Raw genomic sequence first — 25,561 nt, forward strand, 5'->3', positions numbered from 1 at the left:
AATTTGTTGCAGCTAAACCTTGAAACCCGGCCAGCGCTGCAATACTCTGTTGGGTCTACATTATACAGGTGAAACCAGCCATGCTCTCACGTTGGGTCAGACAAATTTTACAAGCCACAGTGTACGATGTGGCCATTGAAAGTCCGCTTGACCTGGCTCCCCGAATTTCCGAGCGGCTGAATAATAACATTCGTTTGAAACGAGAAGACCTGCAACCGGTTTTTTCTTTTAAGTTACGCGGCGCTTATAACCGCATTAGCCAGATGCCAAGTGATCAATTAAAACGTGGCGTGATCTGTGCTTCTGCGGGCAACCATGCACAGGGTGTAGCTTATTCTGGGCAGAAAATGGGCATTGATACCATTATTGTCATGCCCAGCACCACGCCTGATATTAAAGTTAATGCAGTTAAGCGGCTGGGTGGCAATGTGATATTGCATGGTGACAGCTTTGACGTCGCCAACCAATATGCCATGCAACGTGCCCAGCAGGAAGGTCTGGCTTATGTACCGCCTTATGACGATGAACTGGTGATTGCTGGACAAGGAACCATTGCTACTGAAATTTTAAAACAATGGCGGCAGGTCGAATATGTATTTGTGGCCGTTGGTGGTGGTGGTTTAATTGCCGGTGTTGCAGCTTATCTGGGTGAGGTGGCACCGCATGTGAAAGTGGTGGCTGTTGAGTCTGATGAGTCAGCCTGCCTGAAACTGGCGTTGCAATGTAATGAGCGTGCCAAGCTGCCTCAAGTGGGCCTTTTTGCCGATGGCACGGCGGTAGCACAAATTGGTGCCCTACCCTTTGATGTGTTACGTCTGCAAAAATCAGATGGTTCAGGCGCCATTATTGAACCGGAAGTAGTGACGTGTTCAACCGATGAAATCTGCGCGGCCATTAAGGATGTGTTTGAGGAAAATCGTACGATCGTTGAACCTTCGGGTGCACTGGCACTGGCAGGCATCAAGAAGTACGTTGCTGAGCAAGGCATTGAAAATAAAAACATGGTGGCGATTGTTTGTGGGGCCAATATGAACTTTGATCGCTTACGCTACATTGCTGAACGTACAGAAATTGGTGAAAAGCGTGAAGCCATTTTTGCGGTAACCATTCCGGAAGAAAAAGGCGCTTATCTGGATTTTTGCCGCGCACTGAAAGGCCGGGCCATTACCGAATTTAATTATCGCTATCAGGCAGCGTCGGGTCAGGGGAATGGTGCAGCGCATATTTTTGTGGGAATTGGCCTTAAAAATGGGGCGGTTGAACATCAGGCTATTTTAAAGGATTTACAGGGTTATCAGGTGACTGATCTCACCGATGATGAAGTGGCCAAGCTGCATATCCGCTATTTGATTGGTGGCCATGCAGGTCTGGATGATGAGCATTTGTTCCGGGTAGAATTTCCAGAACGACCCGGCGCACTACTGACCTTCCTTGAGCGTCTCGGCCAGCAATTTAATATCTCATTATTTCATTATCGCAACCATGGTGCTGCGGAAGGCCGTGTACTCATGGGCCTGCAACTGGGCAACCATCAACCACAGGAACTTACTGCTGCGCTTGATGCCATTGGTTATCCGCATGAAGAAATCACACAAAATGCTGGCTATCAGTTGTTTTTAAAGTAATTTGATATAAAAAAAAGCGCAGGTTCTTCATTCAACTTGCGCTTTTTTACTACTTAAAAAACCATTAATACCAGTTCAGCAGGGATACACCCACGCCAACATAAGTTGCACGGTGGTTGTAATCAATCAGGCTTTCACCATAGCCATCAAACAGCTGAAAATAGCCTCGCAGGCTGCCATTAATAGGAAATGCCCAGTCAAACTGCACCGCCCCATGATTATCCTTGCCACCTTTTAGGCTATGACGCAGCATGAGCGAGAATTCCTGTTGCTTGTATTTATAAAATGCCTGCAAATCACCACGCCCGATATAATTTTCAATGTCCGGATTATCGTCCTTATGGGAATCACTATCGGGAATGCGATACCATGGCCGCAGCATTAAGGCAAAATTGTCACGCTCAAAGCCCACGTTAACAATTGCCCGGTTCCAGCTACGGGAAAATGGTAGCTCCCGGCCATTGGATTGATGGTTCAGGCTCAGGCCCAGCAAACGGCCATTTAAACCAAATAAATTATAATTGGTGCCAAAAATCAGGCTGGCTTCCGGCTCATAATTGGTTTCACGAAACGGGCGCGAATTGCCGGCATTATATAATTGCCAGCGCGATGACTGGGTATAGCCCAGCCACAAATCACCATAGTCGCCAAAAACCCCTTCCATTGCCTTGGTTTTCAGGCTGAGCTGAAACTTGCCTTCGACCCGGCTAATATCTTCAGTCTCACTAACCTGATTTTCAGGATTTGGACTGGCTGGCAAATCGTTGACATTACCTGTAACAAACACCGGCAGGATATAACTGGGTTTGTAGCTTTTGAGGTGAAACGTACCCAGTTTGGCCGTATGGCTAAGCTCCCAGCGACGATCCAGTAAAGAAATGGTGGGATCATACGGTGCTGCTGCCCTAAACCACTCACGTGGATTAATGCTTTGCAAAATGCCAAGAGATTTAGGGGAATCACTGGCAACTGATGCCGCAGTGGCTGTCTGGTTTTCAGTTTGAATTTTTTCAACGACAGCCTGCTGGGCTACAGGCGTTGCCGGACGCTTAAAAAATGCATCATAGCAGTCCAAACGCTCCGCATTGCTTTCTAGCGTAATGCAGCTTTCAGGCGTGGTCGGCTGATAAGCGGGCGTAACCTGGGCGATAGACGCAGGTGCGGTTGCCAGTATGGTTGCAGTTTCAGCATGCACCATTCCGCTGAGTGAAATTGCCAGTACGCCACAAATCTTATTTTTGCTAAAGGTTTTTTGACCCATCAGGGTAGAAGCTTGAACAGGTTTAAACATGAAAAACAGGCCATTATCGGATGGCCATAGCATAAACAGGCAGTGTCAAAAAAGCACTAGCTATGAGATGAAAAAGCAAAAGCCTTTGTTGTTATACATCCTGTGCCTTCCGCAATACTTTATTAGAGCACATAAGACAAAATAACCTTGCGGAAATTTTTTCATCCGCAAGGTTATTTTAAAAAACCCGTCTGGAAGAGCCTGTTAGATTTGCTCGACCTTAAAGTTTAAGCCTTGTAGTTCGCCAGACTTGGCATATGGTGCGACTACTGCACGAACCGGGGTTTTTGATTGAATATACTGCTGTGCCACCCGTTTTAGATCATCCAGTGTGACATTCAGCAAGTTACTGCGCATTTGCCGTCTAAACTCAGGTGTACGCCCATGTAACAGGGCATGACAGGCGGTAATAGCTTCACCTGCTGGTGATCCGGGCTTGTCCATGCTGGCAATCAGCCCCATGATGGCTTCCTCCAGTTGATATGCTTCCTGTTTGTCATTTAACAGCCAGTCAATGCTGGCAGAAAAATCCTTAAAGGTTTCACTCAAGCGCGGATCCCGGTAGCTATGAAAGCGAAAAGCACAGGCATTGCCATCATAGCCTGCGCCACCACCATATGCACCGCCCTGCTCGCGCAATGCCCGATGCAGAAAACCATTTTTCAGGTATGGGCCTAGTACCATCAATGGGCAGGCATCGGCATGGTCTACCGCCACAGCCGGATACGCAGCAGCACAAAACTGCACATTGGCCTGAATCAGCCAGGCAATATCACTTTGCTCTACCGGATGTGGAGTGACAGGTAATACCACTTGATCAGTAATGACTTTCGATTGCTGCCAGACTTGTGCCAGTTGCTCACTTAAGCCTGCCATTTTTTCCTGTTCAGCCACCAGCAGGAACTGTTTGGGCAAGTTCAATACACGCTGATGCAATTGTTGCAGGTCATTGATTAGCTGATCCATTGCTCCCTCATTCTGCTCAACATGTTGTACCAGATTTTTGAGCCAGACCAGTGCCGGCAGGCCCGTATTGTAATAATCACGGCGAGCTAGCGCACTCATGTGACGTGAGGCTGTTTGCAAGGCATAGCTATGTCCAGCTCCAGACAAGCGTGACTGCCAGCGTGCCTTGCGTTGTTGCAATAACTCCAGAATGCGGTCTTTTTCATCAAAACGCAGTTCATCAAAAGCTGTTTTCAGCAAGTCCAGTGCTTCGGTTTTTTCGCTGAGTGCCTTAGTAGCCAGCACCAGATAGCTACTGGTTTTTTCAGGGTTATGAAGATCGGAGCGGAAACTGGCACCTAAATGTATGCCACCACTTACCAGCGCCTGAGCTTGCTGGATGTCCAGATAATTCATGTTGCCTGCACCAATTTCACCGATCAGCGAGGTATAAATTCCCAGCAATGGGGATTGCAATACATCCTCAGGAATCTGGATTAGCACCTGCTGGTAATATAAGCCATTGGTTCCTGCCGCATATTGATAAAACGGTGCGACCTGCCCAGCCAGATTCAGGCTAGTAGTTTGTCCTTCTACAATATGTAAATCAGCCGGAATATCAGCCAGCCCGACTTTGGGTAGCAAGGATAAGTCATCCTCCTGTGCCTGACGGACTTCCAGCAGTTTGGCTTGTTCAAGCAACTGCTGGCGTTTTTCAGCATCCAGTTGCTGGGCAATAGCATCCAGTCTGGCCTGCTCTGCCTCTTGGTCACGGGCACTTTTTTGCGGATCAGGACGTAAAGTCAGGCGCACGCGATGTGGATTATCAATCAGGTATTGCTGGATTAGTTGCGGCAGCCATTGTGGGTCTTTAAGCTGCTCACGCAGTTCAGCCAGATGCGGCTCAATCTGCCAAACATCCAGCGGGTCAGCACCATGAATGGCACTGCCCAGTCCATTTAACAGCAAGGTTAAGCCATACGGCATGCCGTCGCCACTGATTTCCCGCTGGTGCAGCTCAATCTGGTGCAACACGGCTTCAATCTGGTTACTGTCAATCGGATTATTCACTATATCTTGCAATACCTTAAAAATCCCGGCTTCCAGTTCATCCGCTTTATCGGCTTCGCTGCCCTGCAACCCACAGAAAAAGGTCATTTCAAAATTACTGTCATCCAGCCCCATAATGGGCGAGGTGGATTCACCCAGACCACAGGTTTCCAGATACTGACGCAATGGTGATGCTGAATGCTCCATCAGCACCCCTTCCATCAGGCGCAAGGCCAGACGGGTTTTAATGTCAGTGCTGGGTGGCAATAGCCATGCAAACTGGATGTAGGTTTTTTTGGCCAGCTCTTCGCTGTCGACTGCATACACATCTTCAACATGAACCGGCGCTGCCAGACGTTGTTCAGGCACCGATTTTAGCGTTTCGCCTTTCCCGAAGTTCTTGAGTGCTTGCTCCTCAAACTGGGTTTGTAATTCAACGGGTGACAGATTGCCAAAGCTCATGAAAACCGCATTGGACGGATGGTAATGTGACTTGTAAAAATCAATCAGGTCCTGATGCGACAGGTCAGGAATATCGGCTGGATTACCGCCAGAATTATAGTGATAGGTAGTTTCTGGATATAAATGATGCGCCAGCGTGTGATATAGCTGGTCGGATGGCGAGCTCATGGCACCTTTCATTTCATTAAACACAATGCCTTTATATACCGGCTTGTCATTTTCCAGCTCGATGCGGATGCCTTCCTGCGCAAAGTCCAGTTCATTCAAATTGGCAAAGAATGCCGCATCCAGATACACCGACAACAGGTTATAAAAATCTGTCTTGTTCTGGGTGGCAAACGGATAGGCTGTCCAGTCGGCTGCGGTAAAGGCATTCATAAAGGTGTTGAGTGAACGACGGATCATGGAAAAAAACGGATCGCGCACCGGATATTTTTGTGAGCCACATAATGCAGTATGCTCCAGAATATGCGCGACCCCACGCGAATCCATGGGCTGGGTTCTAAACGCCACCAGAAATACGTTTTCATCATTGTCGGCTGCCAGATGGTAATGCAGCGCGCCGGTTGCCCGGTGACGGTACTGTAAAAATTCGGCCGATAGCGCAGGAATATAATGCTGGTTGATTAACTCAAACGCAGGATGAACCCGATTTTTATCAGTGATTGAAAACGCGGCAGTCATGCAAACTCCAATTTTTAACTTATCTGGGCTGAACGCATAATAAACCTGTGCACAGCCAGACAATGGTAGAACGAATATTTTATCAAGAATATCAGCTAATCAGTTACGATGCTGCATCCTGTACAGATTTGGCCTAGTGCGATTAAGTAAATATTCCTCAAACAGCACGCAGCATTAGTTTAAGTTAAGCTGAGTTGTAGAAATTTCAAGGCAAAAAATATATTTATCCCTATAAAGGCATGATAATCTTTACTTCTTTATCACCCCACCATGCTAGCAAAGGAAGAAGGGAACAAGGCTTATGTCAGTTGATTTGTATGTTATTGGAAATGCGCTGGTTGATCTGGAATACAGTGTAGACGATCAGTTTTTACAACAGCATCAACTGCTTAAAGGTACCATGCAACTGGCCGAACAGGCTGCACAGCAGCAGCTACTTACCCACTTAAACCAGAGTTATCATGCGCAGGAACAGGCCAGTGGCGGCTCAGCAGCCAACTCTACGGTGGCATTTACCGCCATGGGTGGCTCGGCGTTTTATGCCTGCCGCGTGGGCACCGATGACTTTGGCCAGTTTTACCTTAATGGCTTGAGCAGCGCCAATGTCCAAACCTCGAGCAGCTCCATGAGTGACGGGGAAACTGGCACCTGCGTTGTATTGGTTACGCCGGACAGTGAGCGTACCATGCAAACCTATCTGGGCATTACGGCAGAATTAAGCGCCGCACAAATTGACTTTGAACCTTTAAAAACAGCCAGATATTTATATATTGAAGGTTATCTGGCCACGAGTCCAAGTGCACGTGCTGCAGTAAAGCAGGCCCGTGAAATTGCCAAAGCCAACAACATACAAATTGCCATTACCTTGTCCGATCCGGCCATGGTGCAGTATGCACGCGACGGGCTGGATGACCTGATTGACGACGGCGTAGACCTGCTGTTTTGTAATGAACATGAAGCCCGCATGTATACCCATACCGAAGCCATGCAAGACACCATTGCTGCACTGTTAAAGCTTAGCAAGACCGTTGTTGTGACACTCAGTGAAAAAGGCGCGTACATTGCCACACAGACTGGTGAACACCTGCATATTAATGCCGTACCATGTAATGCAATTGACACCTTAGGCGCTGGCGATGCATTTGCCGGCGCATTTTTATATGCCCTGAACAACGGTGATACGCTAGAAAATTGTGGACAGCTTGCTGCAGCAACGGCGTCCAAAGTGGTGAGCCAGTACGGCCCGCGCTTGTCAGTTGAACAATATCAGGCTATTTTGCAGGCTGGCTCGTTTGCTGGTGATTAATTTTTTAGCAGCTCAGCAAATCGCCACCTGTCTGCTGTTTAAAGTTTTTAGTAAAGGTATAACCCATGCAACCCATCATGCAACGATTGTGTAATACTGAAGATATCCCGGAACGAGAAGCCCGCGGCTTTGATACCGATAAGGGTCCTATCTTGGTTACCCAGCGTGATGGGGCATTTTACGCTTATCTCAACAACTGTCCACATTTGGGTACGGAACTGGAATATCAGGAAAACCAGTTTCTGGATATGGACCGTGAATACATTATTTGCTCCACCCATGGGGCGCTATTTCAGGTAGAAGATGGCAGCTGTATTTTTGGCCCTTGTCAGGGTGATCATTTGACAGCAGTAGAAATCAGCGTGCATTCCGATGGTGGCATTTATCTGGTGGAATAACGCAATACTTCATGTTTTCCTAATCAATGTTTCCCTGCTGACAGCACTGATAAATCTTATCGCAACATAAAACTGGCAGGTTTGGCGAGGACAGCCATGACAGGTTCAATCTTTTTTTCAGCCCCATTTTTGCTGTTTACCCTGGCGTTAATAGCCATGCTGATTATGGCGCTAACCGAGACACTGGGTACTTCATTAAAATTTAGTCCATCTGCATGGGTTGAAGCACGTCTGCCGCGAATTGTGGTGTATATCCTAAAACGCCTGCATGCCAACCAGTTTCCAATTTTTATTCTAACGATTCTTTTTTTGCTTAGCACTGGCGTATTTGGCTATCTGCTGCAGTTTATCTGCTATGCCATGACTGATGCCTTTGCCTCACTCTGGCTGATAATTATTCCGGTACTGCTGATTAGTCTGCTGTTTACTGTATTTCTGGGTCACTGGTTAAGCCAGCTCATGTACAGCGATCGCACCATGCCGGTCATTGGTCAACCTGAGTTGCTGGGACGCATTGCCACCATTTGCCGTGGCGATGCCCGGCCAGGATTTAGCGCACAAGCACGGGTGCGCGACCAGCATGGCCACCTGCATTATGTAGAAGTAGAACCAGAATTTGGTGAGCTTGAGCTGCACAGCGAAGTGATTCTGGTCTCCAAACAAAAGCATTTATATATGGCAAAAACCTTACCCAAGGATAATCATTTGCTGGACCAGTAATTTAGTTCAAACGTTCAAACAAGGCCTAGGCTTGACTTAGTTTAGCCAGAATTTTGCATTGTCTTTTTCGATTAAACATCAAGCTCTAATATTACTGGCGTGTGATCGGATGGCCGCTCCAGTTTGCGCGGCGCACGGTCAATCCAGCTGGACTTGGCTGTTGGCACCAGTGCGGAACTAATTAAAATATGATCAATACGCAGGCCCAGATTGCGCCGAAAAGCCACCATGCGGTAATCCCACCAGCTATACAGTTTTTCAGGTTGCTCAAACAGGCGAAAACTGTCATGCAGGCCTAACGCGTGCAGTTGTCTAAATGCTGCCCGCTCCGGTTCACTCACCAGCACACTACCTTTCCATCGTTCAGGGTCATAGACATCGCGGTCTTCGGGCGCAATATTGTAGTCACCCAGCAAAGCCAGTTTGGGATATTGTTTTAATTGTTGTTCAAGGTAGGCAGTGAGCGCCTGTAACCAGTTGAGCTTATACTGATATTTGTCTGAATCAACACTTTGCCCATTGGGAATATACACACAAATAATCCGGATGCCCTGAATAGTTGCCGCCACGACACGTTTTTGGGTGTCTTCCAGATTGGGAATATCAAATTGCACCTCATCAATGGGATGCCTGCTAATAATCGCAACGCCATTGTAGGTTTTTTGCCCCAGATGCACAGCCTGATAGCCCATATTAGCCAGATCAGTATAGGGAAACTTATGGTCTTCAATCTTGGTTTCCTGCACGCACAGCACATCCACCGCTTCGGTGTTAAGCCACTCCAGTACCTGTGGCGCGCGGACATTCAGTGAATTTACATTCCATGTGGCAATTTTCATGGTTAAGCATTTATCATCAAAACAAAGATAGAAATATCATAGACTGCATCTTAAATGCAGGCTGTACAATTCCTGTTTTTCATTTAATATTTAACTATCTATTTTAATATCAACAGATTGCATCGGTTTAACAAGGTATTAACTTGCTTTGACTATTTTAACAAGTCCTTCAGCGGAACCCTACTTTTGCAGGTGATATATTCAGAATATCACTTAAATTCAGTTTTTACTCAGGGTCAAAATAATAGCGCTTAATATCATTGGAATGCAGGAACGCTGGAATCAATCCGGTTAAAGCAGCACGAATATCAGAACGTTCGTTAATCAGCTGATGTGAACCTTCTTCCAGAATAAGTAAGGTTTGCAGGCGAAATTTCTTGCGTATAAAGTCAAGGTTGTACCGCCAGTCTACCGTTTCGTCTTTTGCACCCTGTGCCACCCATACCGGGATACGGCAGGCCGGCAGTTGCTCAATCCTGACCATCCACTTGGCCAGCGCCAGAATCCACTCCAGACTCATCACGCGTGGCTGCAAGGGATCGGTCAGACGTACAAAACGCAAAAATTCAGGATTATGGTTATTGCGCCTGAAATTGCGCGGCACATTGCGCTTGATTTTTTTGATCAGGGTTAAGCCTACACTGTTATGCCACCATGCACTTTTGGCTGGCCGCACCAGTGGCGACAATAGCAGCGCACGATCAATAATGGGTGGCCTGCGCTGCGCTGCTGCTGTCAGGGTATGATCAATCCAGATAGCACCCCCGGTACTTTGCCCAATGCCCAGCCACGGTTTTGGCAACTGGTTAATGTGCGGTGCGGCCCAGTCAGAAATCCCTGACAAGATAGCCTGATAAATTGCAAACTCCTGAATACTGGCCACTGGCCCTTCTGTCAGGCCATGCCCCGGCAAATCATAGGTAATGACACTAAAACCCTGTTCGATAATTTCCTCAATAATCGGCTGGTAAATACCACTATGCTCCAGATAGCCATGTAGTAGCCAGACAGTGCCATGGATTTGCTGTTTGGGCTGAAATACCTGAACATGGGTTTTATGCTGAGCCACATTGAGGTAACCCTGCCAGTGCAGGGCATCTATCTTGTTTAGGCCATACAGGGTTTGATAGCCTTCCAGTACCGGGTCAATCAGCATGGGTTCGCTAATGTTAAGTAGTGGCAGTGCATCCGGTGTACTGGCACGGTCAGGCAACGGTAACTGGGTTGCACGTAATACCGCTGGTGTCTGAAACGGATAGGGTTTATTCATCAGGGCACCTCACGGCAGTTGGTTTCACCAAACCATAAATCACGGATACTGGCAATGGCTTCATAGGTTGCCCGACGGCTATGCATCAGGTTGGTTTTGCTGGGTTTCCACTGGGTTTGCGGGTTAGGCAACGGCGCTACCACCGGAATGGTATCAATGCCGTTCATGGCGAACAGGCGTCTGGCGCGCGGCATGTGATAAGCATCGGTGACTAATTCTACGCGGGGCGCACCGCCTTTTTTCTGTAGCAGTAAAGCACTAAAGCGGGTATTTTCGCAGGTATTCATGCTGCGTTTTTCCAGCAACCCGGCGTCCACCTGATGTCCTTTAAGCCATTTTTGCATATAGGGGGCTTCTACCCCACTGAGCAATATTGGCAGTGGATTATGCTGTTTCTGTTGAATGGCTTTTTCAAGGCGCAACCGGGTATAGGCATTCACCACAATATGATGTGCTGCATCACGGCCTAAACCACCACCGAGTACAACAATGACATGCGCCTGATTCTTATTAAGTTTTTTCTGTACATTCTGCCCTGACATTTTGATACCAGTATCTTTTTGCAACTGTTTTTGTAGCTGGTAGTCATCCTGCAATTTGGCCAGCGTTTCTACCAGACTTGGCACATCCGGTTTTTCATTTTCCTTGTGAGCCGATACAGAATCAGGGTTACTGCTTTTATCATTGCCCGACTGATCCAACTGGGCTGCTTCCTGCTGGTCAAACTCTTTTAATAACTGCTGGGCCTGTTCATCAGCAATGCGCTGCTGCTGTTGCTGCCATTCGGGTGAACCGGGTTCGGGCTGCTCAGTTTCCTCAATACGGCCATTACCTTTCTGGCTGGCTGCTGCTACCTGATTAACCGTCACCGGAATCTTGTTAAGTCCCCACAGAATGACCCGCGCATAAAATGGACTCATGACAAACAGCACAACAGCAACCACTAACAATGCAAGGGCTGCCAACCGCTTTATTGTTCGTTTAGGCCAGGATACTGCTGCTGTCATAGTTCCTCATTCTATCATTATCAGGTTTAAAATTTAACCAGAACAGGTTCCTGCTCCAGCCGGATTGCAAATTTTTCAAATACCGAATGTTGCACCGCCTGACTTACTTTATGCACATCAGCCAGTGCGGCAATATGGTGGTTTACCAGCACCAGCGCCTGCTTTTCATACATACCCACACTGCCCATGCGCTTGCCTTTCCAGCCAGTTTGGTCAATCAGCCAGCCAGCAGCCACTTTGACCTGCCCGTTGGCTTGCGGATAACTTCCCAGTGCGGGATAAGTAACTTTTAACCGTTCATAATGTGCAAGATCAATGACCGGATTCTTAAAAAAACTGCCTACATTTGCAATTTTTTTAGGGTCTGGCAGTTTAGCCTGACGAATCTGGATGATGGCTTTTGCTACCGATGCCGGGGTTGGATTTGTGCCGGCCTGTTCGCGCACATCACCATAGCTTAAGGCCAGTTGTGGTTGCTTGCTTAAACAAAATACCACCCGGCTAATGATCCAGTCGCCAGCCTGTTGCTTGAAAATACTGTCACGGTAACCAAACTGGCAGTGCTCAGGCTGCAATATGTGCCAGCGCTGTGTCGGCAGGTGCCATGCCTTAATGTGGTGAATATACTGGCCGACTTCAACCCCATAAGCACCAATATTTTGAATGGGTGCAGCGCCCACATAGCCTGGAATCAGCGACAGGTTTTCCAGCCCATACCAGCCCTGAGCCAGCGCATACTGCACAAATGGATGCCACTCCTCACCGGCCATTACCTCAACCAGTATGTGCTGTGGGCTATCATCTAGCACCCGAATACCCCGTAACAGCGGACGGATTACCAATGCATCAATATATTCTGACAGCAACACATTACTGCCACCGGACAGTACAAAAACTGGTAACCGCTTTGCAGTGACTGATTGTAGCACCGCCAGCAAGTCATCTTCGGTACTTAAACTGGCCAGATACCTTGCCCGGCTGTTTAGGCCCAATGTATTGAACGGTTTTAGACTGGCATTATGTTCAAACTGCAACATTCAGGTTACTCAATTCAGAAAACTCATGACTTATTTTTGACCAAGGTGATGGTTCAAGGCTGGCGGCGCAGGACATTCGGATTGGCCTGCCAGTATTCTACCCAGGCCTGTGCTGCACTTTCACATTGCGCAATTACCCGCTCAAAATCACTGGCATGCCCAAAATACGGGTCTGGTATCGCCTGCCGGGAAAATTTTGGGTCATGCTCACTCATTAGCGCCAGACGATCCATGACTGACGCATCCAGTTCGCCTTTTTGCACTAGGTGATTGATCTGCCACTGTAAATCTGAAAGGTTGGTGTCATCCATAGCGAGAATCAGGTCAAACTGGTCAAAATCTTCCCGGCACACCTGACGCCCACGCAAATGCGACAAATCATAGCCGCTGGCACGGGCAAATTTTTGTGTACGTGGGTCTGGTGCCTTGTTGGGATGATAATTGCTGGTTCCAGCCGAATCAATTTCTACCGGCAAACCAGCAAGCTTTACATAGTGCTTTAAAATGATTTCTGCGGTAGGCGACCGACAGATATTCCCCAGACAGACACACAATACCTGATATGGCGAGCTTGCCATTCCGAGCTTTTCCTAACAAAATAAACCAATTGAGTATAGCGGCAACGCTAGGCACACGGCTATAGCCCATGCCACAATATAAATGATTCTGACGAGAATCAGGGATTATCCGCCATCAGGGAACCAATAATGAATTGCTTTAGCTTTGATACTGTTAAACAAATTATCTGTGCCGCTGGCTCCCGGCACCAGCTTGGTGAGCATTGCAAACGGCTGGGCCTAAGCCATGTAATGTTTGTTACCGATAGCGGAATTGTGCAATACCAACTGCATCATGATGCCCTCACCAGCCTGAACAACGTCGGCATTGAATATACGATTTATGATCAGGTTCTGGCCGATCCTCCGGATCACGTCATTCTGGCTGCGGTAGAACAGGCCACGTCCAAACATATTGATGGGGTGATTGGTTATGGCGGTGGCAGTTCCATGGATGTGGCAAAGCTGATAGCCATTCTGGCCAATCCACAACAGACGCAAGCCTTAAGCGATATGTATGGAGTGGGCAATATTCAGGGCCAGCGTTTGCCTTTGATTCAGGTGCCAACTACTGCCGGAACAGGCTCGGAAGTGACCAGCGTAGCCATTGTCACTACGGGTGAAACCACCAAAATGGGCGTGGTGTCGCCAGTACTATATGCAGATATTGCGCTACTGGATGCCGAACTTACCACTGGTTTGCCGCCTGCTGTTACTGCAGCCACCGGTATTGATGCCATGGTGCATGCCATTGAAGCCTATACCAGTGTGCATAAGAAAAACCTCTATTCCGACATGCTGGCCAAGCAGGCACTGGTCCTGCTGGACCAAAACCTGCAAACCGCCGTACATGAAGGCCACAATCTGGAAGCACGCCAGAACATGCTGTTCGGTGCCATGCTGGCTGGGCAGGCTTTTGCCAATTCACCTGTTGCTGCCGTTCATGCGCTGGCTTATCCATTGGGTGGGCATTACCATATCTCGCATGGTCTTTCCAATGCGCTGGTGCTGTGTGAAGTAATCCGCTTTAACCTAAGCCACGCTGCCAGACACTATGCCGAACTCATGCTGATTTTAAACCCGGCTGCCCAGGGTTCTGACATGGAACTGGCCAACCAGTTGATTGACCGTCTGGAACAGCACATTCTGGACAGCGGTTTGCCCTGCCGCCTAAACCAGCTCAATATACCGGAACAAGACCTTGAAATGCTGGCACGCGATGCCATGCTGCAAACCCGCCTGCTGGTGAATAATCCGCGTGAACTTAACCATGCCGATGCCTTGGCGATTTATCAGGCCGTTTATGCTTGATCGTCTTCTTTCATCGGTATAGTTTCGACATGTATAGTTTCGACATGGTTCGACAGGCTCATCAACGTGATTCACTACGGTTCCTCAGCCTGTTGAAAGGCAACCAACCCAACCTGCAGTCATTGAGCATGTCGAAATGGTCAAAAGCGATGTGATGATTTATGACAGAAGTTTAATGTCTAAACTAACAGTTTGAATCTACTTTTATTTAATGAGTGAACCTTTTGTGACCAAACCCGTCGCTTATCAGCGTAAAGACTTTGGCTGGTTTTCACCTTTGACGACCCGCTGGGCCGATAATGATATTTATGGCCATGTTAACAATGTCATGTACTACAGTTATTTTGACAGCACCGCCAACCGTTACCTGATTGAGCAGGGTGGACTCGACATCCATGATGGGCCAATTATTGGGCTGGTGGTGGATTCCGGTTGTAGTTATTTCGCGCCTGTGGCTTTTCCTGATCAGCTGGAAGGTGCCCTGCGGGTGGCGCATTTAGGCCGTTCATCCGTGCGCTATGAGTTGGCGATTTTCAGGCCAAATGAGCAACATGCAGTAGCACAGGGTCATTTTGTGCATGTGTTTGTGGATCGGCAAACCCGGCAATCTGTGGCCATACCGGATCAGTTGCGTGACGCACTCGCCAAACTTTTAATGGAATAAGTTTTTGAATCCTGTAACGACTAAATGGGTTACAGGATATATTGGTTAGGCTGTTTGTTAAGTAACCCTACTTATCAAGAAGGCTGCACAAGCCCTAAGGCATTTAAAAATAGCCTAATGTAAATTAGGCGTTTAATGGTTTAACGTCATCAATCCATTCATTAAATTTATTTAAAAACTTTAATAAAAATTGTCGGGTTCTTTCACTGGCAATCTCATTGTTGTCATTGAGCATACTTTCTTCAAATTTTAGATAAATCTCAGGCTGGCCCATTACGCGAGTGTTTAGCGTTAGTAAAATACTGCGCAAATGTGACTGTGCCACCGCAGTACCAATCTGGCCCGGACTAGCACCCAGCATGGCGGCAGGTTTATGCTTCCAGCTATTGTCATCACTGGGCCGTGACCCCCAGTCCAGTGCATTTTTTAATGGTGATGGCACCGAGCGATTATATTCCGGGGTGACAAATAACAAGGCATCAGTATTTTTTATTGTAATTTTAAACTGGCTAACGGCTTCGGGAATATCTTCCCATAAGTCCTCGTTATATAAAGGCAGATTGGCAATATCAACCAGATTAAACTGATGCGGCAAATTTTCCTGCTGTGCCAGTTTGATCAGTGCCTTGGCAATCTTTAAATTAATAGACTCCCGACGCAAACTGCCAACGATTAACGAAATATTTGCCATACCCTGCCTGCTGTTTCTTTTACGAATGAAACAGTTATACCGCAGTTATTTTTGGCTGCTGGTACATTTTGCGTAAGGTTTTGATGGAGTATGCAGGCAAAGCGTAAACATTACTCTTTTAAAGTAACATTCGACAGACTGGCTGCAAACTGCTCAATCAAAGGCTGAATTATTGGCTCATGGCGCAACAGATAATCAGCCTGCTGCAAGGCTTTTTCACGCCGGATTGCCTTTAACTGCAAAGGTAAAGGCTCATCAATACTTTCAAAGACCAGTTCCAGCCTGCTATCGGGCCATTGCTGTTTTAATGCTGCAATCAGCCCATCAAATAGCTCGGTAGCCATCAGGCGATGCTCTGGTGAAATCAAAAAGCTTGCAGCCTGACCAATTTCACCACGGATCAGACCATGCTGTGCCAGATTACGAATGGCCGGGGTGATTTCTGCTTCACGCAGCCAGCATTCCCACTTTTCAATATTCCACTGCCCGGTTAACTCAACGGCACGGTGCTGCAATATTTGCTGCGGCAATAACTGGCCTGGCCTGTTGTCAGTATCCACCTGCCTGCTGTCTACTGCTGAAATTTCGCTAGATTGGTTATCTACTGAATTAGGTGCTGTTACCGGTTTAGATGTTATTACCGGTTCAAAAGACTGTTCATTGCCAGCTTGTTTATTCTCTGACTGTCCTTCAACTGCGTTAGGCGGTATAGATATTAAGTCTGCATTCTGCACCGTAATCGCTGGTGATAAGGGTTCGGCTAATGCTATCCCAGTTGTCTGCTGGTCAGGCATTGCTGGGACAATAGGTTGGCCAAACAAGTCTACTGCCAAATTTTCCTGCTTGGCCGTAGTCGTAGACTGAATATCTACAGTATCCGGCTGATGATTAAAAAATTCATCCTGAATGCGTAAATCATTTTCTACAGGTTGATTTTCAATGAATTGGTTTTCTAATGATGCATTTTCTAAACGGTCATCTAGAATCAGCTCACCTGTTGCAACAAGTTCCTGAGCTGTTTCCGACTGGTTGCCAGATTCAAAACGCTGGAGCGCAGCCACTGGTTCTGACGATTCATCAGCCAAGACAAAGGATTCTTCAATAGCCTGATGATCAGGTACGGCCTGAATAGGTTGCGGTACTGCTAAATTACTATTGCTAACTGCAAGTTTCGGGGGCTGCTGGGTCACCACTGCACCAGAACTGGAATGCTCCAGAATCTGGGCATTATGACCCAAGGGCTTAAAAGCCAGCATGCGCAAAATGCACATATCAAAGCCTTGTTGCAGGCTAACGGCCAGTTTTAAATCCTGCCGACCCTGCAAGGCAATCTGGTAATACAACTGGACATCGGTGGCATCAATTTGCCCTGCCAGATAACGCAACTGATTTTGGTATTCCTGAGTTCCCTGCAACGGCACTTGCGGCAACACCTGAAGTAGCGCCAGCTGATGCAATAAGGTAATCAGCTGATCCAGTACCGCTTTTAAATCCACCGCCTGATTAGCCAGATTTTGCAGAATCTGACTCACCTGCTGGCCATTATTTTCATAGATGGATTGGAGCAACAGGACAATCTGCCCTTTGTCCAGCAAGCCCAGCATGTCCTGAACATCACTGCCCTGCAATTGTCCCTGACCAAAAGCAATGGCCTGATCGGTTAGTGACAGTGCATCACGTAGCGAGCCTTGGGCGGCTTCGGCCAGTTGCCACAGGGCTTGGTCATCATAGCCAATTTGCTCCTGATCCAGAATATCGTGCAAATGATCATGGATTTCCTGCTGCTGCAAAGGGCGCAGGGTAAATTGCAAACAACGTGATAACACGGTGACCGGCAGTTTTTGCGGATCAGTGGTGGCCAGTAAAAACTTGACGTGTTCCGGAGGTTCTTCCAGCGTTTTCAGCAGCGCATTAAAACTGTGCGTAGACAGCATATGCACTTCATCAATCAGGTAAACCTTGTAGCGACCTTGCGTCGGTGCATACGGTACGTTATCCAGCAATTCGCGCGTATCTTCTACCTTGGTGCGTGAGGCGGCATCAATTTCGATTAAATCAATAAATCGTCCCTGATTAATAGCGGTACAGGTGGCACAGACTTCGCAGGGTGTGGCCGTAATGCCGGTTTCACAGTTCAGGCACTTGGACAGGATACGTGCAATGGTAGTTTTGCCCACACCGCGCGTGCCGGTAAACAAATAAGCATGGTGCAGGCGGTTACGCTCCAGTGCACTGGTTAATGCCCGGGATACATGGGTCTGCCCTACCAATTGGTTAAAGTTGCGTGGGCGATATTTACGCGCAAGAACCTGATACATGAACGCTCCTGTTTAAGCCCATAGCATAGCCGATTTGACCCAAAAAGCGGTTAAAAAAATTTGGCCACTGATCCTACATGCTGCATTTGTTTAAATATTACAGGCATTCATTTTCTGGTTAACCCTTATCTATTCAGCAAGTCATGGTAAATGGTTTCCTCCAGGATCAGTTGCTGATCTATAGGTTTAAAAAAATAGCTACACATCACAGCCCCATTATTTGATGCATGATGGGTTATGGCATCCGTGGTTAAACTCAAGGTCGTGATCACCACACTGCCCAGATTAATAAAACCAATACCCTGCTGGCGCAACTGTGCCAAGATATCAGTTTTGCTGTTTAATACCTGATGATACTGCCTTAAAAACTGCTTCTTAAAGCTAATTACTCTAGGCCGGTTATTTTCATAAAGGACTGTTAAGCCCAAGCATGGAAATTGCTGTATAGCGCTACCAAGACCCTGTTCTGCCTGAAATTGACTGACTGCCTGTTTTCCAAATCTGCTGCTGAGATAAACAGTAACCTGATCCGGATTTTCCTGTCGTAAAATATGGTTGGCCAGATCTGCCAGTGAACTTGGGGCATTTAGCCGTACGATGGATGGCTGGTTTTTTTGGGTCGAATGCTGGGAAAAGCTGGGGTAAGTTCTTGTAGGGCTTTCTTTTACACTAGGATAATATGTCATGGGTTAAATTCCGTTACTGTGCTTTATGTTGGCTTTGCTAATTTGGATGTGCATGCAAACTGCCCTTTACAGGCAGTTGCATAGTGAAAAGGCATGAGCAGAAAAGATTATTTTGCAGTCAGGATTTAAAGCTTGTGTTTTGGCTGGTTGAGCTGATACCAGTTGATGTGACGGGTTAAGAACATCACCACGGCAATGAGTGCAAACACCATGACCGACCCCAGCATTAGGGTGTGTTGTTGTGACCGTAGCAGGATATACAAGGTGCCATACATGGCGGTCAGCACAATTCCTAAACTAAAGGCCCGGCCTATTCCCTTAAGAACATAAGTGACATACCAGCTAATCAGCAGGACACAGGCTGCACTGGAACCCACGTAAGCCCAGCCAAAGGCAAATTGCTCACTAAAAGACAGCAGTAGCAAGTAAAATACACCCTGCGCCGCACCCACTAGCGCGTATTGTATCGGATGCACCTGCAATCCTTTTAACACCTCAAACAAAAAGAAAGTGCCAAAAATAATCAGTAAAAACAGCAAGGCATATTTTAGGGTGCGGTCAGTCAGGCTATACACATTAGTAGGTTCAAAAAACTGAATATTAAAGCTTTCGGCAGAACCCTTGAGCTGTTCTGACTTGCCATAAGTAGCAGATTCATCACTGTAGGCATGCAGGATTTTTAATTTTTCACAGTCCTTATCTTGCTGGGTTTGCAGGCAGGTGCTGAGCAACCGGGAATTGCTGGTGGGTGCATAAGTATTATTCCATTGCGCACTGGTTGACTGGCGGCTAATGGTTTTATACAGAGGCGAAATACCCCCTGAAAAATTTGGATGTGCCCAGTTGGCTTGTAGCGTTGCTTCAATACTTTTGCCCAAGGGAATTAACCGGAATGATTGCAGGCCAGACAATCTAAAATCCAGTTTGAAATCCACAGCATTTTTGGCCATCGCACCAATGGCAAAGCTGGTATAGCCAAATGGCAGGCCAGACAGGGTTTCACTACTCTCCGGTAAACTGAGCTGGTATTTCTTGTCCTGAAGCGTAATCACTGGCTGTTGTGCCAAGCCACGCAAGTCGGAAACTGCCAGATAAATTTTTGCCTTGTGCCATTGCACTACCTGACCATCGATGGGTTTTAGCAATGTGCTATCCGGGCTAAAGCGCCCCTGTATGCTGATTTGATTATCATAATTGGTAGCATGATAAATGCCCTTACGAAAATTCTGGGCCACCTTTAATTTGTTGTGCCACTGACTCTGGCTGGTATAAATGGTTTGATACACAGTAGCAGTACATTGCTGTTGTGTTTTGGTTTGGGCTTCCTTGGCTGAGCAAATAGACCAGCTTACCGGTACGACAATAAACGGACTCATCACCGTTTGTGCACCATAATTATCCCGTGCAATTTCATCAATGGCTTGCTGGGCATAGCGCTGTCGCTCATGCACAATGCTTTTAACAAAAAACAGGCCGATTAAAAAACAAAAGCATAACCCGGCTATAAAAGTAAATTTGGCACCTAAACTTCGCATTTTTCATAGTCCTCATTGAAGATAGAGGTATTGTGAAAAATGCACATGTGTTGTTAGTGAACTTAAAGTGAAAAATTATTGAACTTTTGGTGAACTCAACATGAAGCCAAATTTTGAATCAATCCGAAAACTCAAATGCGGCTGCAAAGCTGTCAGGCATTAAAATAAATACTTACGGCAACACCATCTGCCCTATTCTCAATTGCTATGTCGGCCTGATGCTTATCCAGCACCTCCTTAACCAGCGTTAAGCCTAAACCGGTACTTTTTAAACCGGTGTCTGGCCGTGGCAATGAATAGTAGCGCTCAAAAATATGGCTGAGGGCATAGTCTGGAATAATGGGGCCCTGATTAATCACCTGTAAAACCAGATGCTGCGCTACCCTTTCAAGCTTTATTGTTAGGGTTTTGCCTGCTGGTGTAAAAGAAATGGCATTATCCAGAAGGTTGGCCAGCGCCTGCCCCAGCCAGAATGGCTCGGCCTGAACCAGACAAGAACCGGTAAAACTGGTTTGAACCTCAATTTGGCGCTGCTGGATTATCCCCTTGCGTTGCGCCAGTAAATTATGAATCAGGACATTTAAGTCAAGGGCTTGCAGTTCAAAAGCCTCATCACTTTTTTCCAGTTTAGCCAGTAGCAAAAGCCGCTCTACCAAATCCTGCAAACGATAAGTCTGCTGCTGAATTTGCCGTGCAAAATATTGCTGGTCATCAATTGGTAACGCATCTTCAAGTAACTCAGCACTGGCGTGAATCGCAGTTAACGGACTTTTTAGTTCATGCGTTAAGGTATGCACATACTGTTCAACATAGGCCCGGTCTTCCAGTTGCTGCCGCATGCTGGAAATGGCATACACCAAGTCATTTAGTTCACGCGCTGAATAAAAATAGGGCTGCTGCTGACGGTTGGCAGCCAGTGCCAAGGCATATTGCCGTACTTTTTCAATACTGCGTTTTAGCCACCATGCCACAAAGCCACACAGCAGCAGGGAAAAAACCACCACAATGCTGGCTTTAATCAGCATCTGGCGCTGCGCGGCTTCAATATAAGGTTGCACCGACTGGCCTTTTTTGCCAAGGCTTACTACGCCAACAAGCTGGTTTTGGTAAATCACTGGCGCTGCCACATACATGGTGGAACTGTTTTCATCGGCAGGATCGGTACGCGTTGAGCGCACCCCGTACTGGCCCTTTAAGGTAAGGTAAATATCATTCCAGCGCGAAAAATCCTGTCCGGTGTATTGTCCGGTAGAATCATAAATGACGCGGCCATACTGATCAGTAATATATAAATTCTGGTGAATGGCACTTTTTTGCATGTTCCAGATTTTGGCATTGAGCACCCGGCTTAAGGTGGCCTGCATCTTCTGGTCAAATTCTGGCGTTTTTACCAGACCACCCGCAATGTCATCAGCCACCAGTGCGGCAATAATATTGGCATTATCAGCCAGCGTGTCTTCCACCACTTGCCGGATATTTGGCTTGATTTGCTGCTGCAAGCTACTAAGAATGAAAAAACTGCCAATCAGCAAAACCAGACTAAAGCCAAACCAGATGCGCACAAAAATTGACATATTGAATTATCGCTTCAGGCTATAGCCCAGCCCGCGATGCGTGGTGATGGGCTCATCATCACTCACCAGCTTGAGCTTTTGCCGTAATGACTTGATATGCGTATCCACAGTACGTTCCAGACTGTGATCCGGATGCTCCCATACCTGTTGCATCAATTGAGTACGACTAAATACCTGCTCAGGATGCTTGAGTAAAAATATCAACAAACCTGATTCATAACGGGTGAGCTGTAATAACTGACCATGATATTTGATCTGGTGACGGCTTAAATCGGCTTGCCAGTGATCAAAGGCAATAATTTGCGCCGACTTGTCCGCCAATCCAGAACTTTCCCTGTCATGCAACGGGCTGTCAGGCTGCTGGAAATTACCCGCATGATTTACTTGCTGGTTGTCAGCCGTTAACTGCATACGCCGCCAGATGGCCTTTATCCTTGAAATAATTTCACGTGGACTAAACGGCTTGCCACAGTAATCATCTGCGCCAATTTCAATACCAATAATGCGTTCTATTTCATCGTTACGCGCTGTTAAAAACAATAAAGGGGTTTGCCAGCGCTGGCGGATTTTACGGCACAGCTCAAAACCATCCATATCCGGCAAGCCCACATCCAGAATAATAAAATCAACATGGTGGCTGTTTAATGCTTCCATTGCCTGTATCGCAGTGGTATGCCAAATAACCTGCCAGTTTTCGCGCTTTAAGGCATACTGTAGCGGTTCTGCAATCGCCGCTTCATCCTCTACCAGCAATATCATTTTTTGCATGTTTTTTTGCACTGTCGTTGCCAATATTGTTTTTTCATTATTACTTTTACACTCTACACCGTTGCTGACAGCAACTTTTTATGGCAAGCCACTGAACAGGTATGCTGATTACAATTCACTTATTAGCCAAAACCAAAAATCAAATTCACACTCATGATTTAACGGCTTTAGTGAAGCCATGATTCCAGTTGCCATGCTGACAGTCAACAGACAGATTATAGAAATCATCAGGTTGTGTGCTCTTTCCTTACGTAGAGCACTATAGATTAGCATTGACGAAATATTGCTTTATTTGTATGTTCAACTTTAGCCAGACAAACCAATGTCAGGCAGACGCGCAACATTAAAGGGCAAAATTTACGGTTAGATTTCGCTGGTAATGGCCGGACTATTGGTCGTTTTTTCAATGGCTCTAAGGGTTGAGACCAGCTGATAACCGGAAAGGCTCTTTGAATCATGGAAGAATATAATGAGTATAACCGACGCACGGACAACAGAAAAACGGACAAAAAAGAGTCAGAAAGCGTATGAACTTCGACTAATGGCCGCGAAGATTGGTGCCATTAACTGGGTTATTGAAATTAGTCTACTTGGCGGACTGGTAATATTTGCCAAACTTCCATCCTGGTTCTGGTTTTTGTATACAGGTATTGGAATCCTCTGTGCCAGCAGTTTTTATATCCTGCACAAAACTGGAATAAGTGAACGCTTTAAAGACCCCACACTGGCACTCCCTCATCTGTTAATAGTCTGCGCCAACCAGTTTCTGGGTTTGTTTTTATTGCCTCAGCTGAATTTTTTATTTTTAATCCGCATTATTGAAGGCGCTGCTTACGGATTATTTTTGCTGACTGTACGCCAGTATTTTATTTTATTTCTTACCTTTGCCATTGGACTGGCGGCATTCATCATATTCGGGGCAAGCATTGCATTTCCCACCTCAACGCTAGCCGTTAAAATCCTGCTGTATATCTCGCTCATTTTAACCATTGGACGCCTAATTTTCGGCAGTATTTACCTGGATTTTCTGCGCTCACGATTAGTTGCCACAAATAAGGATATCAAGGAGAGCGAGGCACGCTTCCGGGCATTAACCGATTTGTCATCAGACTGGTATTGGGAACAGGATGCCGATTTTCGCATTACTCGTTTTGAAAGTGGCCGTGCCAGCAAGGATTTACCACCAGAAATGCTAATTGGCAAGCGCCTGTTTGAATCCGGTATCACAGTCAAAACGCCCGGTGGATGGGAAGCACATAAAGCACAGATTATGGCACACCAGTCGTTTCGCGATCTGGTGCTGCATTTTGACATGCCGGACAATCATGACCTTTACATTAGCGTCAGCGGCGAAGCCATGATAGATAATGACGGCGTCCTGAAAGGCTACCGTGGGGTAGCACGCGACATTTCGGAGCAAAAGCGCGCCGATGCACGGATTCAGCATCTTGCCACCCATGATGGCCTGACCGGCCTGCCCAACCGGGTCATGTACAACCAGATGCTTAGTGTGGCCGTGCAGTCAGCATTGCGCTACGGCGGAAGCTTTGCAGTACTTTTTATTGACCTTGACCGTTTTAAGTTTATCAACGACACACTTGGTCATGAGGCTGGAGATCAGCTTTTAAAAGAAATTTCCACACGCTTCCGGCAAACCCTGCGTGCCAGCGATATTGTGGCCCGGTTAGGTGGCGACGAGTTTGTCGTGCTGGTGCCACAGGTGCATGAAAAGAAAGAAATCGCAGTTATTGCCCGCAAAATTGTAGACGCTGCCATTGCCCCTTTCCTGCTACAGGGACAGGAATGCCGGGTCACTGCCAGCGTTGGCATTGCTATCTTTCCCGACGATGCACAGGACGAACTAACCCTAACCAAAAGTGCAGACATTGCCATGTATGCCGCCAAAGAAGCCGGTAAAAATAACTACCAGTTTTTTTCGGCACAAGTACGCTCCTATGCACTGGAACGCATGGCCCTTGAAACCAATCTTCGGCAGGCACTGGAGCGTAATGAGTTTACAGTGTATTACCAGGCCAAGCGGGATCTGGCTTCCGGTGCAATTTCTGGTGTGGAAGCCCTGTTGCGCTGGCAAAATCCGGAGCTTGGCACAATTTCTCCTGCCCAGTTTATTCCAATTGCCGAAGAAACCGGCATGATTGTTCCCATTGGCAAATGGGTATTGCGTACAGCCTGCCGTCAAAACATGGCATGGCTACGTGAAGGTTTGCCCCCTGTTTGCATGGCTGTAAACCTGTCTGTACGCCAGTTTACCGACGACCATTTGCTGCTCGACATTGCCGCCATTCTTGAGGAAACAGGCATGGACCCAAGGTTGCTTGAACTGGAAATTACCGAAGGTCTGGTCATGCGTGATCCGGCCAAGGCCGTTACCCTGCTTGCGGCCATCAAGAAAATGGGGGTAAGACTGGCCATAGACGATTTTGGCACCGGCTATTCCTCACTGGCACAGTTGAAAAACTTTCCAATCGATACCTTAAAGGTTGATCGTTCCTTCATCCGGGAAGTAGCGACCAATGCAAGTGACAAGGCAATTACCGAAGCAATTATTGCCATGGGCAAAACGCTATGCATGACAGTGATTGCAGAAGGCGTTGAAACTGAGGAACAGGAAGATTTCCTGCGCCAGAATTCCTGCGACCAGATGCAAGGCTATTATTTTAGCAAGGCCGTATTGCCCGAAGAATTTGCAACCTTATTACGCACACATCATGCAATTCCGTTGCCGGAAGACTCTTCTTCAACCCAGTTTCCTGCGTAGTTGAGCTGGGCGTGCTCAAGCCAACCGATAGCAGCAGTTGGCAA

The 25,561-nt window shown here is 47.0% G+C and carries 20 protein-coding genes; 7 read left to right on the plus strand and 13 right to left on the minus strand.

Going from position 1 to position 25,561, the window contains the following annotated elements:
- Positions 1-80: 80 nt before the first annotated feature.
- A complete protein-coding gene (gene ilvA, locus BKE30_RS00460; RefSeq protein WP_076876699.1) occupies positions 81-1,625 on the plus strand; it encodes a threonine ammonia-lyase, biosynthetic in 1,545 nt (514 codons plus the stop codon).
- 64 nt (positions 1,626-1,689) lie between these two features.
- On the opposite strand, the gene BKE30_RS00465 is transcribed toward ilvA, so the two are convergent.
- Together BKE30_RS00465 and BKE30_RS00470 are read right to left on the minus strand one after the other, a co-directional pair.
- On the minus strand, positions 1,690-2,886 hold the full coding sequence (locus tag BKE30_RS00465; RefSeq protein ID WP_076876733.1) for a phospholipase A: 1,197 nt from the start codon (positions 2,884-2,886) through the stop codon (positions 1,690-1,692).
- 234 nt (positions 2,887-3,120) lie between these two features.
- Complete coding sequence (locus BKE30_RS00470) at positions 3,121-6,057, minus strand: insulinase family protein (RefSeq protein ID WP_076876700.1); 2,937 nt, start codon at positions 6,055-6,057, stop codon at positions 3,121-3,123.
- Between the two features lie 301 nt (positions 6,058-6,358).
- Here BKE30_RS00470 and BKE30_RS00475 point away from each other — a divergent pair, with 301 nt between their 5' ends.
- From BKE30_RS00475 to BKE30_RS00485, 3 genes are all read left to right on the plus strand, one after another.
- Complete coding sequence (locus BKE30_RS00475; RefSeq protein ID WP_076876701.1) at positions 6,359-7,363, plus strand: adenosine kinase; 1,005 nt, start codon at positions 6,359-6,361, stop codon at positions 7,361-7,363.
- Between the two features lie 77 nt (positions 7,364-7,440).
- Positions 7,441-7,761 (plus strand): Rieske (2Fe-2S) protein, encoded by a 321-nt coding sequence (locus BKE30_RS00480; RefSeq protein ID WP_076876734.1) that lies wholly within the window; start codon positions 7,441-7,443, stop codon positions 7,759-7,761.
- A 96-nt stretch (positions 7,762-7,857) separates the two neighbouring features.
- Positions 7,858-8,481 (plus strand): OB-fold-containig protein, encoded by a 624-nt coding sequence (locus tag BKE30_RS00485; RefSeq protein ID WP_076876702.1) that lies wholly within the window; start codon positions 7,858-7,860, stop codon positions 8,479-8,481.
- 71 nt (positions 8,482-8,552) lie between these two features.
- On the opposite strand, the gene xth is transcribed toward BKE30_RS00485, so the two are convergent.
- The 5 genes from xth to BKE30_RS00510 form a co-directional block, all read right to left on the minus strand.
- Positions 8,553-9,320, minus strand: a complete 768-nt coding sequence (xth, locus tag BKE30_RS00490) for an exodeoxyribonuclease III (protein ID WP_076876703.1) — start codon at positions 9,318-9,320, stop codon at positions 8,553-8,555.
- Positions 9,321-9,546: 226 nt separating this feature from the next.
- Positions 9,547-10,590 carry an alpha/beta hydrolase gene (locus BKE30_RS00495; protein WP_076876704.1) on the minus strand — a complete coding sequence of 348 codons (1,044 nt, stop codon included), beginning with the start codon at positions 10,588-10,590 and terminating at the stop codon, positions 9,547-9,549.
- Positions 10,590-11,597 (minus strand): YdcF family protein, encoded by a 1,008-nt coding sequence (locus BKE30_RS00500; protein ID WP_076876705.1) that lies wholly within the window; start codon positions 11,595-11,597, stop codon positions 10,590-10,592. The genes BKE30_RS00495 and BKE30_RS00500 overlap by 1 nt, the downstream gene beginning before the upstream one ends.
- Before the next feature lie 26 nt (positions 11,598-11,623).
- Entirely contained in the window at positions 11,624-12,631 is a 1,008-nt protein-coding gene (gene murB / locus BKE30_RS00505; protein ID WP_227518280.1) for a UDP-N-acetylmuramate dehydrogenase, read from the minus strand.
- A 56-nt stretch (positions 12,632-12,687) separates the two neighbouring features.
- Positions 12,688-13,212, minus strand: coding sequence for a low molecular weight protein-tyrosine-phosphatase (locus BKE30_RS00510; protein ID WP_076876707.1), 525 nt, complete (start codon positions 13,210-13,212; stop codon positions 12,688-12,690).
- A gap of 129 nt (positions 13,213-13,341) precedes the next feature.
- On the opposite strand from BKE30_RS00510, the gene BKE30_RS00515 reads away from it, so the two are divergent.
- Positions 13,342-14,502 (plus strand): iron-containing alcohol dehydrogenase, encoded by a 1,161-nt coding sequence (locus BKE30_RS00515; RefSeq protein WP_076876708.1) that lies wholly within the window; start codon positions 13,342-13,344, stop codon positions 14,500-14,502.
- Between the two features lie 226 nt (positions 14,503-14,728).
- A complete protein-coding gene (locus BKE30_RS00520; protein ID WP_264754275.1) occupies positions 14,729-15,166 on the plus strand; it encodes an acyl-CoA thioesterase in 438 nt (145 codons plus the stop codon).
- A gap of 124 nt (positions 15,167-15,290) precedes the next feature.
- Here BKE30_RS00520 and BKE30_RS00525 read toward each other — a convergent pair whose 3' ends face one another.
- From BKE30_RS00525 to BKE30_RS00550, 6 genes are all read right to left on the minus strand, one after another.
- Complete coding sequence (locus tag BKE30_RS00525; protein WP_076876710.1) at positions 15,291-15,857, minus strand: NADPH-dependent FMN reductase; 567 nt, start codon at positions 15,855-15,857, stop codon at positions 15,291-15,293.
- A 110-nt stretch (positions 15,858-15,967) separates the two neighbouring features.
- Positions 15,968-18,175 (minus strand): DNA polymerase III subunit gamma/tau, encoded by a 2,208-nt coding sequence (gene dnaX / locus BKE30_RS00530; RefSeq protein WP_076876711.1) that lies wholly within the window; start codon positions 18,173-18,175, stop codon positions 15,968-15,970.
- A 125-nt stretch (positions 18,176-18,300) separates the two neighbouring features.
- Positions 18,301-18,861: a hypothetical protein gene (locus BKE30_RS00535; protein WP_076876712.1), complete on the minus strand. Its 561-nt coding sequence runs from the start codon at positions 18,859-18,861 to the stop codon at positions 18,301-18,303.
- A 125-nt stretch (positions 18,862-18,986) separates the two neighbouring features.
- The gene (creD, locus tag BKE30_RS00540) at positions 18,987-20,396 is read right to left on the minus strand and encodes a cell envelope integrity protein CreD (protein WP_076876713.1); all 1,410 of its coding nucleotides are present in this window, start codon (positions 20,394-20,396) and stop codon (positions 18,987-18,989) included.
- A gap of 152 nt (positions 20,397-20,548) precedes the next feature.
- Complete coding sequence (creC, locus tag BKE30_RS00545; RefSeq protein WP_076876714.1) at positions 20,549-21,970, minus strand: two-component system sensor histidine kinase CreC; 1,422 nt, start codon at positions 21,968-21,970, stop codon at positions 20,549-20,551.
- A gap of 6 nt (positions 21,971-21,976) precedes the next feature.
- Entirely contained in the window at positions 21,977-22,738 is a 762-nt protein-coding gene (locus BKE30_RS00550; RefSeq protein ID WP_076876735.1) for a response regulator, read from the minus strand.
- A 469-nt stretch (positions 22,739-23,207) separates the two neighbouring features.
- Between BKE30_RS00550 and BKE30_RS00555 the strand changes: the two genes are divergently transcribed.
- The gene (locus tag BKE30_RS00555) at positions 23,208-25,517 is read left to right on the plus strand and encodes a putative bifunctional diguanylate cyclase/phosphodiesterase (protein ID WP_083698371.1); all 2,310 of its coding nucleotides are present in this window, start codon (positions 23,208-23,210) and stop codon (positions 25,515-25,517) included.
- Positions 25,518-25,561: the final 44 nt, after the last annotated feature.

The sequence above is a fragment of the Alkanindiges hydrocarboniclasticus genome (assembly GCF_001982605.1).
GTDB classification, from domain to species: Bacteria; Pseudomonadota; Gammaproteobacteria; order Pseudomonadales; family Moraxellaceae; genus Alkanindiges; species Alkanindiges hydrocarboniclasticus.

Coding starts and splice junctions, on each gene's coding strand:
- creD (WP_076876713.1), bottom strand. CDS start 20,396: ATGCGAAGTTTAGGTGCCAAATTTACTTTTATAGCCGGGTTATGCTTT.
- BKE30_RS00470 (WP_076876700.1), bottom strand. CDS start 6,057: ATGACTGCCGCGTTTTCAATCACTGATAAAAATCGGGTTCATCCTGCG.
- BKE30_RS00475 (WP_076876701.1), top strand. CDS start 6,359: ATGTCAGTTGATTTGTATGTTATTGGAAATGCGCTGGTTGATCTGGAA.
- BKE30_RS00485 (WP_076876702.1), top strand. CDS start 7,858: ATGACAGGTTCAATCTTTTTTTCAGCCCCATTTTTGCTGTTTACCCTG.
- BKE30_RS00515 (WP_076876708.1), top strand. CDS start 13,342: ATGAATTGCTTTAGCTTTGATACTGTTAAACAAATTATCTGTGCCGCT.
- ilvA (WP_076876699.1), top strand. CDS start 81: ATGCTCTCACGTTGGGTCAGACAAATTTTACAAGCCACAGTGTACGAT.
- BKE30_RS00535 (WP_076876712.1), bottom strand. CDS start 18,861: ATGACATATTATCCTAGTGTAAAAGAAAGCCCTACAAGAACTTACCCC.
- BKE30_RS00465 (WP_076876733.1), bottom strand. CDS start 2,886: ATGGGTCAAAAAACCTTTAGCAAAAATAAGATTTGTGGCGTACTGGCA.
- BKE30_RS00510 (WP_076876707.1), bottom strand. CDS start 13,212: ATGGCAAGCTCGCCATATCAGGTATTGTGTGTCTGTCTGGGGAATATC.
- BKE30_RS00555 (WP_083698371.1), top strand. CDS start 23,208: ATGAGTATAACCGACGCACGGACAACAGAAAAACGGACAAAAAAGAGT.
- BKE30_RS00525 (WP_076876710.1), bottom strand. CDS start 15,857: ATGGCAAATATTTCGTTAATCGTTGGCAGTTTGCGTCGGGAGTCTATT.
- BKE30_RS00480 (WP_076876734.1), top strand. CDS start 7,441: ATGCAACGATTGTGTAATACTGAAGATATCCCGGAACGAGAAGCCCGC.
- creC (WP_076876714.1), bottom strand. CDS start 21,970: ATGTCAATTTTTGTGCGCATCTGGTTTGGCTTTAGTCTGGTTTTGCTG.
- dnaX (WP_076876711.1), bottom strand. CDS start 18,175: ATGTATCAGGTTCTTGCGCGTAAATATCGCCCACGCAACTTTAACCAA.
- BKE30_RS00495 (WP_076876704.1), bottom strand. CDS start 10,590: ATGAATAAACCCTATCCGTTTCAGACACCAGCGGTATTACGTGCAACC.
- xth (WP_076876703.1), bottom strand. CDS start 9,320: ATGAAAATTGCCACATGGAATGTAAATTCACTGAATGTCCGCGCGCCA.
- BKE30_RS00500 (WP_076876705.1), bottom strand. CDS start 11,597: ATGACAGCAGCAGTATCCTGGCCTAAACGAACAATAAAGCGGTTGGCA.
- BKE30_RS00550 (WP_076876735.1), bottom strand. CDS start 22,738: ATGCAAAAAATGATATTGCTGGTAGAGGATGAAGCGGCGATTGCAGAA.